Annotated in this window: 12 protein-coding genes; 9 read left to right on the top strand and 3 right to left on the bottom strand. The window is 27.7% G+C overall.

The features are described 5' to 3' along the window. The first annotated feature begins 8 nt into the window (after positions 1–8). The 3 genes from metE to KO488_RS07575 all read left to right on the top strand — a co-directional run bounded on the left by metE (position 9) and on the right by KO488_RS07575 (position 4,353). Positions 9–2,279, top strand: coding sequence for a 5-methyltetrahydropteroyltriglutamate--homocysteine S-methyltransferase (gene metE / locus KO488_RS07585; protein WP_216058187.1), 2,271 nt, complete (start codon positions 9–11; stop codon positions 2,277–2,279). A gap of 89 nt (positions 2,280–2,368) precedes the next feature. Next, entirely contained in the window at positions 2,369–3,574 is a 1,206-nt protein-coding gene (gene ilvA / locus KO488_RS07580; RefSeq protein ID WP_216058186.1) for a threonine ammonia-lyase, read from the top strand. Between the two features lie 92 nt (positions 3,575–3,666). Next, the gene (locus tag KO488_RS07575; RefSeq protein ID WP_216058185.1) at positions 3,667–4,353 is read left to right on the top strand and encodes a F0F1 ATP synthase subunit A; all 687 of its coding nucleotides are present in this window, start codon (positions 3,667–3,669) and stop codon (positions 4,351–4,353) included. Positions 4,354–4,452: 99 nt separating this feature from the next. On the opposite strand, the gene KO488_RS07570 is transcribed toward KO488_RS07575, so the two are convergent. Beyond that, positions 4,453–7,185: a RecB-like helicase gene (locus tag KO488_RS07570; RefSeq protein ID WP_216058184.1), complete on the bottom strand. Its 2,733-nt coding sequence runs from the start codon at positions 7,183–7,185 to the stop codon at positions 4,453–4,455. A gap of 165 nt (positions 7,186–7,350) precedes the next feature. Here KO488_RS07570 and KO488_RS07565 point away from each other — a divergent pair, with 165 nt between their 5' ends. From KO488_RS07565 to KO488_RS07540, 6 genes are all read left to right on the top strand, one after another. Then, a complete protein-coding gene (locus KO488_RS07565; protein WP_216058183.1) occupies positions 7,351–9,117 on the top strand; it encodes a GGDEF domain-containing protein in 1,767 nt (588 codons plus the stop codon). A 76-nt stretch (positions 9,118–9,193) separates the two neighbouring features. Next, the gene (gene argB / locus KO488_RS07560; protein WP_216058182.1) at positions 9,194–10,093 is read left to right on the top strand and encodes an acetylglutamate kinase; all 900 of its coding nucleotides are present in this window, start codon (positions 9,194–9,196) and stop codon (positions 10,091–10,093) included. A gap of 31 nt (positions 10,094–10,124) precedes the next feature. Further along, entirely contained in the window at positions 10,125–11,606 is a 1,482-nt protein-coding gene (thrC, locus tag KO488_RS07555; RefSeq protein WP_216058181.1) for a threonine synthase, read from the top strand. 161 nt (positions 11,607–11,767) lie between these two features. Then, complete coding sequence (locus KO488_RS07550) at positions 11,768–12,268, top strand: Rieske 2Fe-2S domain-containing protein (protein ID WP_216058180.1); 501 nt, start codon at positions 11,768–11,770, stop codon at positions 12,266–12,268. Between the two features lie 10 nt (positions 12,269–12,278). After that, positions 12,279–13,529 (top strand): cytochrome b, encoded by a 1,251-nt coding sequence (locus tag KO488_RS07545; RefSeq protein ID WP_216058179.1) that lies wholly within the window; start codon positions 12,279–12,281, stop codon positions 13,527–13,529. Further along, entirely contained in the window at positions 13,529–14,557 is a 1,029-nt protein-coding gene (locus KO488_RS07540) for a c-type cytochrome (protein WP_216058178.1), read from the top strand. The genes KO488_RS07545 and KO488_RS07540 overlap by 1 nt, the downstream gene beginning before the upstream one ends. A 74-nt stretch (positions 14,558–14,631) precedes the next feature. Here KO488_RS07540 and KO488_RS07535 read toward each other — a convergent pair whose 3' ends face one another. Continuing rightward, positions 14,632–15,303 (bottom strand): 16S rRNA (uracil(1498)-N(3))-methyltransferase, encoded by a 672-nt coding sequence (locus KO488_RS07535; RefSeq protein WP_216058177.1) that lies wholly within the window; start codon positions 15,301–15,303, stop codon positions 14,632–14,634. Beyond that, positions 15,303–15,707, bottom strand: coding sequence for a hypothetical protein (locus KO488_RS07530; RefSeq protein WP_216058176.1), 405 nt, complete (start codon positions 15,705–15,707; stop codon positions 15,303–15,305). The genes KO488_RS07535 and KO488_RS07530 overlap by 1 nt, the downstream gene beginning before the upstream one ends. Positions 15,708–15,719: the final 12 nt, after the last annotated feature.

Genomic DNA, 15,719 nt, shown 5'->3' with positions numbered 1-15,719 from the left:
ATAAAATAATGATAAGAAATACAGTAGTAGGATACCCACGAATTGGTGAACAAAGAGAGTTAAAAAAAGCATTAGAGCTTTTTTGGAATAAAGAAATAGATTTTAAACAGCTTGAAGAAAAAGCAACAGAATTAAAACAAAGACACTGGAACTATCAAAAAAACAGTGGAATAGATTTAATTAGTATTAATGATTTCTCATATTATGATAATGTTTTAGATACTTCAATTCTTTTAGGAGCAATACCAAAAAGATTTAAAGACTTAGAAAATGAAGAACTTTATTTTGCAATGGCTAGAGGAAATAAAAATGCTGTAGCAATGGAAATGACTAAATGGTTTAATACAAATTATCACTATATAGTTCCAGAACTTTCAATAGAAGATGAATATAAACTGAATAGTTTAAAAATCAAAAAAGAATACCAAGAAGCAAAACAACTAGGAATAAAAACTAAGATTAATTTAATTGGACCACTTACATATTTAAGTTTAGCAAAAAGAGTTGATGGTAAAGATTCTATTGAATTACTTAATAAAATCAAACCTTTATACGAAGAATTACTAAAAGAAATATCAACTTATGATGATGAAGTTTTTGTGCAAATTGATGAACCAATCTTTGCAACAGATAAAAGTGCAGAACTTTTAAGCTTATTAAAAACTACTTACGATGACTTTTCTCAAATTTCATCAAATATAAGAATTATCGTAACAACATACTTTGACCACTCAAACGAAGCTACAAAAGTTTTAGTTCATACTCCAATTTATGGGATTGGATTAGATTTTGTATCAGGAATTGAGAATCTTAAAAGTTTAGAAATTATTGAGAAATCCAATAAAAAGTTATTTGCAGGAGTCGTAAATGGACGAAATATTTGGAAAAATAATTTTGAAAAAACACTTCAAGTATTAAATAATATTTCTAACTTTATAAAAAAGGACAATATTGTTATTTCTACATCTTGTTCATTGTTACATGTACCTTATTCTCTAAAATATGAAGAAAAGTTAGATTTAGAAATAAAATCATGGTTAAGTTTTGCAAATGAAAAATTAGAAGAAGTTAGTATTTTAAGTAAAATCTTTTTCAATCAGAGTTTAAATGATGCTGATAATAATGCAATCAAAAAAAATAAAGAGATACATGAAAATAGAAAACATTCAAATAAAATTCATGATTTATCTACTCAAAACAGAATAAAAGAAAACAATAAGTTTTCTAGAAATGAAAGCTTTGAAGAAAGAATAAAAATTCAAAAAGATATTTTACAATATCCTGAACTTACTACAACTACAATTGGTTCTTTTCCACAAACACCAGAGATTAGAAAAGCAAGACGAGAATACAAAAACAACTTAATAGACAAAGACTCTTATGAAAATAAAATGAAAGAATATATTGATTATTCAATTGAAATTCAAGAAGAAATAGGCTTAGATATTTTAGTTCATGGTGAACCTGAAAGAAATGATATGGTTGAATATTTTGGAGAGCAATTAAAAGGTTATGGCTTCAGCCAAAATGGATGGGTTCAAAGTTATGGAAGTAGATGTGTAAAACCACCTTTTATTTATGGAGATATTTCTAGACCAAAAGCTATGACAGTTGAATGGTTAAAATATGCTCAAAGTAAAACTTCTAAAGTTGTTAAAGGAATGTTAACAGGACCTGTTACAATTTTAAACTGGTCTTTTGTTAGGGATGATAAAGAAAAAAGTGAAGTTGCATTACAAATTGCATTAGCAATAAGTGATGAAATAGATGACTTACAAAAAAATGGCATTAAAATTATTCAAGTAGATGAAGCTGCATTTAAAGAAGGTTATCCTTTAAGAGATGATAAAAGAGTTATTTATGAAAAATGGGCCCTTGAAAGTTTTAAATTATCAGTAGCAAGTGCTGATGCTAAAACACAAATTCATACACATATGTGTTATAGTGATTTTAATGATATTATAAAAACAATCGAAAATATGGATGCAGATGTAATTTCAATAGAAACAGCAAGAAGTGGGAATAAACTACTTAAAATATTTGCAAAAGTTGGATATAAACAAGAGGTTGGCCCAGGTGTTTATGATATTCATAGCCCTAGAATTCCAAGTGTTGAAGAGATTGAAAAACAAATTAGACTCCTTTTAGAAGTTTTACCTAAAAAACAATTATGGATTAACCCAGATTGTGGACTAAAAACAAGAAAATGGGAAGAAGTAATACCTAGTTTAAAAAACATGGTAAAAGCAGTAAAGAAAATTCGTAAAGAAGAAGGATAGAGCCTAGGGCTCTATCTAAAAATAGTTTTCATTAGACTAAAAACTATTTTTAGATACTATTCCAAATAACAAATATGAAAGAAAAAAAAATGATAACATTAAATGATATAAAAGAAGCAAGAAAAAGTTTAGATAGCATAACTATAAATACACCTCTTGCCCTAGCTCCAATTTTAAGTAAGAAGCTTAATGCAAATATTTATTTAAAAAAAGAGAATTTACAACTAACAGGAAGTTTTAAATTAAGAGGTGCTTACAATAAACTTGCACAATTATCTAAAGAGACAAGAGAAAAAGGTGTAGTTGCAGCAAGTGCAGGTAATCATGCACAAGGTTTAGCCTATTCAGCAGAACAATTTAACTGTGAAGCTACTATATATATGCCAGAAGCCACTCCCCTTACAAAAGTATCTGGAGTACGTTCATATGGTGCAAATGTAGTATTAACTGGAGCAAATTTTGATGAAGCATATGAAAAAGCTACGAAATTTGCAGAAGAAAATAATAAAGAATTTATTCATCCCTTTGCTGATGATAAAGTAATAGCAGGACAAGGAACTATTGCTTTAGAGATTTTCGATGAAATCAAAGATATGGAACAAATTGTAGTACCAATTGGTGGAGGTGGTTTAATTTCTGGAATTGCTATTGCAGCCAAAATAATAAATCCAGATATTAGAATAATTGGTGTAGTTGCAAGTGGAGCAAAAGGGATGAAAGAATCTTTTGAATCACATATGCCAATTGATTCTGTTTCAGTTAAAACTATCGCAGATGGAATTGCAGTTCGTGATGTAACACCAAAATTACTTGATATTATATTAGAGTATGTAGATGATATTGTTGAAGTAACTGATAATGAAATAGCAAACGCAATTTTATTTTTATTAGAAAATCATAAATTAGTAGTTGAAGGTGCAGGAGCAGTTTCTACAGCTGCCATTATGCATAACAAAATAGATGTTGAAGGGACAAATACTTGCTCAATAGTAAGTGGTGGAAATATTGACGTAACTATGTTATCTTTGATTATTGAAAAAGGTCTAGTAAAATCTGCACGTAAAATGAATCTTATCGTAACACTAATGGATAAAACAGGTGCCTTAAAGAATTTAACTAATGTATTACAAAAAAGTGATGCAAATATAGTTCAAATTGATTATGATAGAAACTCTGTTAAGCTTGAGTTTGGCGAGGCTCATGTTACAGTTTCAGTTGAAACTAAAGGTGAAGAACATCAAAAACTCATACGTGAAAATTTGAAACAAAGTGGTTATAGATTTAAGCAAATCTAAATTTAATATAAAATCTTTATTTGTTTTTTAGAAAACAAATCCTATAATACATCAATAATTTAGTATTGAGAAACAAACAAAAAAGGAAGAAAATGGAAGGAAGACTATTTACATTCTTGGGATCAATTGGTGGTCACGGCCAAGACTGGATTCTGTTATCACACTTAGTCCTAACAATTGGAATAGTATTTTTAATAGCAAGAGCAGCTACAAAAAGACTACAGTTAGTACCAAGCGGTTCACAAAACGTAATGGAAGCATACATTAGCGGAGTAATTGCAATGGGTGCGGATACAATGGGTGAAGCTAATGCAAGAAGATTTTTACCATTAATTGGTACATTAGGATTAGTTATTTTTGTTGCAAATATGACAGGGATTTTCCCAGGTTTTGAATCTGCAACTGCAAATATTAACTTAACTTTATCACTAGCAATTATTGTATTTATTTACTATAACTATGTTGGTATTAAAGAAAATGGTTTTGTTAACTATTTTAAACATTTTATGGGACCAATGCCTATATTAGCACCATTAATGTTTCCTATTGAACTTATTTCACATTTTTCAAGAATAGTTTCATTGTCTTTTAGACTTTTTGGATCTATTAGAGGTGATGAAATGTTCTTAATGGTACTTTTAATGTTAGTACCTTGGTTTATACCTTTAGCTGGTTTCTTTATGTTAACAGCTTTTGGAGTATTACAAGCATTCATTTTTATGATCTTAACATATGTATATATCGCAGGATCTGTTATGATGGCAGAGGAAGACCACTAAAGAGATTAAGTATCTCTTTAAGTGTTCTGAGTAATCACTTAATAATAAAAAAAGGGATGAGTTTTTACTCATCCCTTTTTTTATGCGTAGATACTATTTTTAAACCTCATCAATTAAAACTTCATTCTCTTTTAAATATACTAAATAAGAAAAGACATCTTCACTCTTAACTATCTCTTTTATAGCTTTTTTATAATATTCAACTTGAGTAATATGTTCCTGAGATTTTTCCTTAGTTGTTTTATAATCAAAAATATAATACTTATTTTCTTTATATAAAAGTAAATCTATAATTTTAATCTCACCATTGTAAACTAAAGCTTGCTCACTTATAAACTTTGCATCACTTACTAATTCATTAAATAGTTTATTTTCTAAAAGTATTCTAATTCTATTTTTTATATTTATAAAATCACTCTCATTTAAGTAGTTTGAATATCTAGTTCTTGCAAGATTTAAACAATAGTCTAAATCACTTGAAGTAAAATCATTCATCATCTCTAAACAAAAATGCGTTGCGATTCCAAAATATTTAGAATGTAATCTATTATCATCTAAATCTTTTTCTTTTGTAATTTGTTTTTCTTGTAATCCTAAATCCATAGGAATATATTCAACTTTTTCTTTTTTCTCATAATTTATTGAAGTATTTGTACTTTGTATAACTTGACCAAGTTTTAAAGTCTTCATACTTAAAATATCAAAAACCGAAGATTTCTCTTTTTTAAAGATAATCATATTATTTTTAGCACGAGTTAATGCTACATATAAAATATTTATTTCATCTTCTAAACTTAAAGCTTTTTCTTTTGCAATTGCATTTGAGTACTGTTTATTGTAGTTTTCATACCCTTTTATTTTATAAAATATATTTTTTAATTCCACACTATCATATTCAAATAGTAATGAACTTTTATCACTGTTCTTTCTTTTTATTCTATCTAATAAAATTACTGTATTAAACTCTAAACCTTTAGATTTAAAGATTGTAAGTATTTGCAAACCTGAAGATTCACTATTTTCCATAACTGCATCAAGTTTATCTATTTCATAAACAAAATCAACAATATTATTATATATAGTACTACACTCAATAAATTTAACAACATTTTCATCAATAATCTTTAAACTAGTTGCTACTTCTTTTATTAATTCTTGAACAGACTTTTTACCAACTTCAAAATTTATAGCAAGATTTGTTAGTACTTTATTCCCCACTAAAGCATTTAAATTCTCTTTATAAATATCTTCTCTAAAATATATATACTTTATTGCATTTATAACTGCTTTTACATTTTCTTGATTAATTAGTTTTGATGTCATCTCTGTAGAAATTTTCAAACTTGGGAACTTATCTTTTAAATAGTTATAAATATTTAATACATCAGAGTTTGTATATGTTAATATGGCTATATCGTTTGAGTTAACACCTTCTTTTATTAAGGATGCAATTCTTGAAGCAACTGTAGAGAACTTATCTTCTTCAACTAACTCTTTATCTTCAATAACCTCAACATAACCACCTTTTCTAATTGAGAGCTGATCATAATATTCGTATGAAGGTAAATTTACAAATAATGAGTTTACAAAATTTATAACATTTTCACATGATCTATAATTTGTATTTAATACTTCAACTTCTAAAGCTTCATTTGTATTTGCTACATAATCAAAAAGTTCTCTTTTCCCACCTCTGAATCTATAAATAGATTGTTTTGTATCTCCTACATAGAAAAATGTTTTAAATTTAGTTTGATCTCCTGATAAAACTTCTTTTATTAGTGGTTCTAAAATTTTATATTGTAAAAGAGAAGTATCTTGAAATTCATCCATTAAAATATGAGAGAATTTTGAGTCTAATCTAAAATATAAAAACTCTTTATCAATTTTTGTTGATAATAACTCATATACTAAATTTGAAATATCATTAAATTCTAAATAGTTTTTATTTTTATTAAATGATAGTTTAAAGTTTTTAAACATTAAATAAAGTTCAAAAAGTTTACTTAAACTATATCCCGCACGAAGCTTATAATATAAAGCAACTTCTTCTTTAACTTTTATAAAATATGACTCTAGAATTTCATTTGAACATTTTTTAAAATATGAATATTCACTCAAACTTTCTTTTGTAAGCCATGTTTTGGAAAACAACTCATCAAAGTTCTCAAAATCTACTGCTTTTTTTGCAGAATTACTTGCAAGCTCACAATTTAATATTGCTTCTTTTATTTTATAAGAACTATTTAAAACTTGTTCTTTTTGTACATTTATTAACTCTGAATCAATATTAACTATTTCTATATTTTCATTTTTTTCTAATAAATTTTTAAATAAATCAAAAATCGAATTAAACTTCTTTTTTTCATATAGTGAAAAATCAATCAAAGAATCAAACTGTCTTGCATCAAGTGACTGTAAAAATTTCATAGAAAGAGATTCTATATCATCTTCTTTAATTTCAAAATCATCTGATATTCCAATATATCCGCAAAACTCTCGTAATATACTATTAATAAATTTATCAATAGTATATATTGTCAAATTTGCATTTGTAAAAGATTTAATTAAAAAGTTTTTCTTACCTAATATTTCTTCTTTACTTAATTCAGATTCCTTTATAATTGCATTTAAATATGCTTCATCATCTCCTAATGTTAGAAGAGTTTTATATATTCTTTCACTCATTTCATTTGCAGCTTTATTTGTAAATGTAAGTGTTAGTATCTCATTTGGTTTTGCATTTAAAAGTAATAATGTAATATATCTTACTGTTAATGCAAATGTTTTTCCAGAACCAGCGCTGGCTTTAAGTGCTAAAAATTTTTTCATAATGAATGATACAACAGTAAAAATTATAATTCACTATATAAAACCTTATATATTATTAAATTTTTTGATATACTTTTATTATTAAAGCAAAAAGGACTCATTATTAAAACAAATAATAAAATTATTTTTATTGTTACTTTTATGATATTTATCATGTTTATTTTAATGATTCTGAATTTTACCTATAATTTTAGAGATTATGGAATTAAAAATATTGATAATAAAGCTCTAGTTCTTGCAAAAACAATTGAACATTCACTCACAAATCAAATGCTTAATGATGTGATTAATAAAAGAGAAATATTTCTAAAACAATTAGAAGATTTACCAAATATAAATAAAATATGGTTAAATAGACAACAAAAAGTTATTGAACTATACGGTAATGGATTAAGTAATCAAACAATTAAAGATGATATTGATAAAAGAGTTTTAGAAACAGGAATAGCAGAAAAACATATACAAGAATCTTTATTTTCAAATAGTACTTATAGAATTACAATTCCATATAAAGCAACTTCAACTGGTGTAATTAATTGTATGAACTGTCATACAAATGCAAAAGAAGGAGATACTTTAGGAGCTATTTCTATTATTTTCCCAATTGATGATGTAAAACAAACAGGAATTACAACTATATCTAATACCACGATTATTGCATTAATTTTAATTATTATTATAGGTTTTTTAATCAATTATTTAATTTCTCCATTTTTAATATTATTTGACTCTATTAAAAAAGTTATGGGTAAAGCACAAGATGGCGATTATTCAAAAAGAATTGAACCTTCAAAAAATAAAGAAGCTCAAGATGTGTCTTTATGGATAAATATACTACTAGAAAAACTTCAAACTGCTTTAGATAATATAGATTCTAAAATTTCTATCTTTTTATCTGCAGAAGAAACAAAAACAAAAGATCCATTAATTAATGCAGAAAATCTTATTGACAGAATTTCTGCAATATATAAATTTAGAAGAACAATAGAACATGATGAAAAACTTGAAGATATATATATAAGACTTGCACATATAATTAAATCAAATTTAAATGTAACAGATATAAATATTATAGAAGCAAATACAAAAAATGGAAATCTTAATTATGTATATATAAATAAAGAAGACTTTTGTGATTTAGAAAATACAATTTGCAGAGCAGATAAAACCAATGAAATTGTAGATTCAAGCCAATTTCAAAATATTTGTCCTTCGTGTAGAAAAAAAGATTCAAACTATCTTTGTCTTCCCTATTCTATTTCAAACGATTTAGATTTAATCATCTCAATATATACAGACAATAGTTCTGAAATTCCAGCATTAAGAGAAAATATTAATTTTATAAAAGATTATGTAGAAGCTAGTAAAACAGTAATTATTAGTTATAAACTGATGCAAATATTAAAAGAAAATGCTATTACTGATCCGCTTACAAAACTATATAATAGAAAACATTTAGAAGATCAAATGCCTAAAATTACAGAACAAGCTAATAGAGCATCATTGTCATTTGGTGTTTTAATGTTAGATATTGACCACTTTAAAATGGTTAATGATACTTATGGCCATGATGTTGGAGATATTGCAATAAAAAGAATTGCTAGTACATTAAGAGAAAATACTCGAAACTCGGATATTATTGTAAGATTTGGAGGAGAGGAATTTCTTGTTCTTTTATATAATTGTAAAGAAGAAAGTTTATTAGAGATTTCTGAAAAGATAAGAATCTCATTCTCAGAACAAAAAATACCAGCTGGTGATGAAATAATTACTAAAACTATAAGTATTGGAACCTCAATATTTCCTCAAGATAATAAAGATTTAATAAAATGTATAAAATATTCAGATACTGCACTATACGAAGCTAAAAAGACAGGAAGAAATAAAACTGTTAGATATAAAAAAGAATTAAATAAAAAAGAGTCTATTTAAAATATTAACTCTTTCTATCTCATTAAGTCAATTTTAGATATAATCGCAAAATTAAATAACATTTACAGGAAATAAAATGCAGAAAAAACATCAAAAAGTACAGATTTTACTTGATGCAATTCCTTATATTAAAAAATTCAATGGAAAAACTATTGTAATTAAATATGGCGGTTCAGCACAAACTAGTCCAGAATTACAAGAAAAATTTGCTCAAGATATTGTTCTACTTTCTCTTGTTGGAATAAAACCAATAATTGTTCATGGTGGAGGAGCAAGGATTTCTGAGTTATTAGAAAAACTTGAAATTAAATCTGAATTTATTGATGGTCATAGAGTTACTTCAAAAGAAACTATGAGAGTAGTAGAAATGGTATTATCAGGTGAAATAAATAAAAACCTAACTTCTTTATTAAATCATCATGGTGCAAAAGCTATTGGTATTTCAGGGAAAGATTCTGCAATAATTGAAGCTAAACCAAAAGATGGTGGAAAGTTTGGTTATACAGGTGAAATCACTGACGTTAATGCACAACTTATTAATAACCTTTTAAATGAAGGTTTTATTCCAGTAATTGCTCCAATTGCAGATAGTGCAGAACCAAATCACCCAGGATTTAATATAAATGCAGACTTTGCAGCTTCAAAAGTAGCAGCTGCTGTTAAAGCTCAAAAAGTTTTATTTTTAACGGATACAGTGGGTGTTTTAAATAAAGAAGGAAAACTTCTTACATCTTTAGATAAACAAGATGTTGATAGTTATAAAAAAGATGGAACAATTGCAGGAGGTATGATTCCTAAAGTTGATGCCTGTATTGATGCAATACATGATGGAGTAAATAAAGCTCATATTATTGATGGAAGAGTTGAACACTCAATTTTACTAGAGTTATTTACAAGTGATGGTATTGGAACACAATTTTTAAGAAAAGATAATCCTAATAATGGGATTGATATAGATAAACTATTAAATGACTAAAATATAAAGAAATTAAAAAACAAGGATAACAATGAACTTTATTGAAACAAGAGGAAATGATGGTCTTATGCCAAAAGAAGTTGCCTTTAGTGAAGCAATACTAAATCCTAGTGCTTCTTTTGGTGGATTATATGTACCAAAACAATTACCAAAATTAGAAAAAGATTTCATAAAAAATCATATTGACAAAAGTTATAAAGAATTAGCATATGATATTTTAAAAGCTTTCCAAATTGATATAGATGAAGAAGAAATAAATAAAGCTCTTAATCTTTATGATAACTTCGATGATGCATCAAATCCTTGCCCGGTGATTAAAGTAAAAGATGATTTATTTGTACATGAACAATATCATGGTCCAACACGGGCTTTTAAAGATATGGCATTGCAACCTTTTGGTTCAATTCTTTCTTCAATTGCAAAAAAAAGAAATGAAAACTATTTAATTTTAGCAGCAACATCTGGAGATACAGGACCAGCAGCTTTAAATACTTTTAGAAATAAAGAGAATATTCAAGTAGCTTGTCTTTACCCAGAAGGTGGAACATCAGATGTTCAAAGATTACAAATGGTTTGCGAAGATGGAAATAACTTAAAAGTAATTGGAATAAAAGGTAACTTTGATGATGCACAGTCTGCCCTTAAAAAACTTCTTGCTTCAAAAAGTTTCAAAGAAGAGTTACAAAGAGATGGAATTAAACTATCAGCTGCAAACTCTGTAAACTTTGGAAGAATTATATTTCAAATAATTTATCACTTCTGGTCATATATTCAATTACTAAAACAAGAAGAAATCAAAATGGATGAAAAAATCTATTTAGTTGTACCTTCTGGAAACTTTGGGAATGTATTAGGTGGATTTTATGCAAAAGCAATGGGAGTTCCTGTTGAAAAATTCTTAGTAGCATCAAATGAAAATAATATCTTAACACAATGGATTAATACAGGTATTTATGATATTAGGGGCAAAGAATTAAAACTTACAAAATCTCCAGCGATGGATATTTTAAAATCATCAAATATTGAAAGGGTAATGTACTCACTTTATGGTGCACAAAGAACAAAAGAATTATTAGAAAATTTAAATAAAAACAATATCTTTACAATGACAAAAGAGGAAACATTAAAACTTCAAGAAGAATTTTCAGCTGTTAACTCAGATGATGAATATGGTCAAAAAGTAATTAAAGACTTTTTAGATGATGGATATTTAATGGATCCTCATACAGCTACATGTTTAAAAGCCTATGAAGAGTTAAGACAAAAAGATTTAAAAACTGTAATCTATTCAACTGCAGAATGGACAAAATTTTCACCAACAGTTCTAAACTCATTAAATCAAGATGATATTAAATATTCAGATAAAGAAGCCTTAGATGAAATTTCATCAAAATACAATGCAAATTTACCTGAAAGTATAAAAGATTTATTTAACTCAAAAATAAATCATGATTCAATTATCAATAAAGAAAATATTGAATCTGAAATAGTAAAATTTATTAGAGAGTCATAAGCCTCTCTAATAATTACTACAATTACACATTATCTTAATATGTGAGTATAAATTTCCCAAATAGTAGCATTAACATAACATAACGTGACATAAGTCAATTAATTTTAAGAGAAAACACAATATAATAAATGGATTTTAATTTAAAAAAAAGGAAGCCAAATATGTCTAAAGAAACTAATAGACGAGATTTTCTTGGTTATTCATTTGCTGCAGTTGCTGCAGTAGGTGGTGCTGCGTCACTTGTTGGTATGAAAAGAGCCTGGGATCCACTTCCTAGCGTTTTAGCTGGAGGTTTTACTGATGTAGAACTTGGAAGTTTAAAAGCTGGAACTCCAGTAACTGTTTCATGGAGAGGGAAGCCAATTTTCTTACTTAAGAAAACTGCTGAAATGGGGGAAGCTCCTAGAGATTTAATAATCGGTTCTGACAGATTTACTGTTGCTATTGGATTATGTACTCACTTAGGTTGTATTCCTGCATGGAAGAAAGATATGTGGAAATGTGCATGTCATGGGGGGGAGTTCAATGCAAATGCAACAAACGTATTTGGACCACCACCAAGACCTCTTGACCTACCTCCATTTAGTGTAAAAGGAACATCTATCACTTTAGGTGAAGAAGGTCCTGAATACAAAAAAATCGCTGCTGCGATGATGGCATAAGGAGTAAGCAATGGCAAAATTCGAAAAAGCTAACTCTGTTGGTGAATGGTTAGACCAAAGGTTAAATACTACAACTTTTAACAAAGTTATGATGACTGAATACTGGATTCCAAAGGATATTAACTTCTTATGGGCTATGGGTGTATTATTAGCTACTACTTTTACAATCTTAATCATCTCTGGTATTTTCTTAATGATGTACTATAAACCAGATATTAATTTAGCATTTGATTCAGTTAACTACACAATTATGCAAGAAGTTGCATTTGGTTGGTTATTTAGACATATGCATGGTGTTGCAGCTTCTGTTGTATTCTTAGTTATTTATATTCACATGTTTACAGGAATTTACTATGGTTCTTACAAACAAGGTAGAGAAATGATTTGGATTTCAGGTATGTTATTATTTATGACATTCTCTGCTGCTGGATTCTCTGGATATATGTTACCATGGGGACAAATGTCTTACTGGGCTGCTATGGTTATTACTAACTTATTTGGTGGAGTTCCTGTAATTGGTGATGCTTTAGTTGTATGGATTAGAGGTGACTTTAACGTTGCAGATGCAACTTTAACTAGATTCTTTATGTTACATGTATTCTTATTACCTGTTACAATTATGGGTATTATTGCATTACACTTCTATACGTTAAGAATTCCCCATGTTAATAATCAGTCATCTGAAGAGTTTGATTTTGATGAAGAAGCTGAAAAATATTTAGCTGGAAATAAAAAAGAGTCAAAAGTTATTCCTTTCTGGCCTGTATTTATTTCTAAAGATTTAGCTGTATTAGGTATTTTCTTAATCTTCTACTTCTATTTAGTATTCTTCCACTATAACTTTGCAATGGATCCAGTTAACTTTGATCCAGCTGACAGTATGGTAACACCAGCTCACATTTATCCTGAGTGGTATTTCTTATGGTCATATGAAGTATTAAGAGGTTTCTTCTTTGATATAGCTGGTTTTAAAGCCTTTGATATTGGATTAATTGCATTTGCATTCGCAAATGGTATTTTCCTTGTATTACCTTGGTTAGATAGAGATCCTGCTATTTTACCTGCACATAAAAGACCATTATTCTTTATCTGGTTCTGGGTATTAATGGCCGATTTAATTGTACTTACTGTATATGGTAAATTACCACCAACTGGTACAAATGCATGGGTTGGATTCTTTGCAGCAGTAGCATTTATCGTACTGTTCCTAGTTTTACCTATTGTAACAAAAATAGACGCTAAGAGAAGGGGATCATTATAATGAGAGAATTAAAAATACTAGCAGTAGTAGTAGCTTTAACGCTTATTACATACTGGGGAGTTGAGCCATTTGCTCACTCTCAAATGCATCCACATGTTCATCCTGCTGATTATAATTTTGCGAAAGCAGATAAAGAATCATCTGAAAAATCAGTTAAAGAAGCAAGTGCTGCTTTAGATGAAGCAAATAAAAACAAAGATGCTAAAAAAATCCATTCTGCAACTGTAGCTTTAGAAGAAGTTAAAGCTGTAGAGAAAACAAAAAATGATTTTTGGGCTTCAATTCAACCATCAATTGATGCAAAAGGAAATGCAGTAGCTGGAGAAGCTCTTGTAACTGCTAACTGTACGGCTTGTCACTCTATTAAATCTAAGGGATTCCCTGAAGTTATGGATCATGCGAGTGCTGCAGCAGCTTATGGTGTAACACCTCCTGATTTAGGATCTGCTGGTAAGTTATATTCTAAAGAATATTTATCTGCATTTATTAATGATCCTGCAAAAGCTTCAGATGTATCACATAAATTTGTAGATGGACGTGCTCATCCAATGCCAGGTTACTCTTGGATGCAACCACAAGAAATTGCAGATATGGTAGCATATTTACAATCTATTGCTCCAAAAGAAATGTCAAATAAAGAAGTATTTACAGACGCTTGTCAAAGATGTCACTCTATTAAATATGCAGATATGAAAAAAGGGACAATGGCAGCATTTACACCTAATGATAATATTAAAGATTACATGGGTAAATTACCACCTGACTTATCTCAATATATTAAATCAAGAGGTCATGAATACTTAGAAACATTTATTAATAATCCTCAAAAACATCTTGAAGGTACAGCAATGCCTAGAGTTGGTTTAACAGAAGAATCTCAAGCTCAAGTTGTTACTTATCTTGAAGAAGTTGGAGATACAAGTAAAGCACAAAGAGAAGAATTAGGACCTAAGTTCTTAATTTATATGGTTATCTTTGCTATATTTGCTTTCCTTTGGAAAGGTTCTAAATGGAGAGAAGTTCACTAGAACTTCTTTTTATAAGACATAAAAAAAGCTTAGAAATTAATTTCTAAGCTTTTTTTTACTCTTAAAAATTTATACTAAATAAGTATTTTAGAACTTGCACTTAAGATTGCAGTTTCACTTCGTAAGATTAAAGATGAATTAAATCCAACTATATTATCTTTATTAAAAGTAAATCTTTCATCACTTGAAAAACCACCCTCACATCCAATAACTAATGTTTTAATATCACTTTTTTTATCGTCTATTGAAGTTTCACAAAAATCTAAAAAATATGTATCTTCATTCTGTTTTACAAACTGCTCTAAACTATCAGATGTTTCAAGTTTAATAATACTAGATCTTCCACATTGAGATGAAGAATTAATAAGTATTTTTTCTAATTTTTCAATATTTAATTTAAAATTCTTTTGAGAATATTCACATAAAATAAATGTTATTTTTCTAACACCTAGTTCATTTAATGAAGCTAAGTATTTTTCTACTGTTTTTGGATCAACCAAACACCAGCCCAAATGTAAATCGTTTTTATTTTCAACTTCTTTTTCTTCACTAGAAATTAATGATAAAAGTGCAGATCTTCTAGAAATAGAAATAAGTTTATATAAATATATAGAATTATCTTTTAAATTTCTAAAATAAATTTTATCATCAATTTTATGACGTCTTGCTTTTATTAAATATTTATATGTATCTTCACTTATTTCTAAGCTTGAAGACCCACAATTAATATCGTATGTAAATTGCATTAAAATATTTTACTTATAATATAAATTACAACTATAACAGAAATTTCTATTGTATAAATCTTTCTTGCATATTTGTAAAACTCTTCTTGAAGTTCAACTTGTTCAAACTTAATAACTCTCATTTTCTTATATCTTTTAATTTCAATTACTAATAAAAAGATTGAAGCAGGTATCATTAAAAAGATTGTAATACTCATTGCATGAGCATAAAAAGCAACTATTGATCCTGTGTAAATTACTATTGCATTAGTTACATGATATAAAGGAGTCATTGCTCTTAATCTTTTTGCCAATCTTATGAACTCTTTTTGTGTTAGTACTGAATATAAATTAAATAGCATAATTGCTAAGAAAAAATATATTGCATAGACGTGTGTATCAATTGCGCTTTGCATTAATTCCATTATTGTTTATCT

The organism is Poseidonibacter lekithochrous (genome assembly GCF_018861145.1).
Classification (GTDB): domain Bacteria; phylum Campylobacterota; class Campylobacteria; order Campylobacterales; family Arcobacteraceae; genus Poseidonibacter; species Poseidonibacter lekithochrous_A.
The sequence above is the reverse complement of the archived record's forward strand: the minus strand, read 5'-3'. Positions and strand labels throughout refer to the sequence as shown.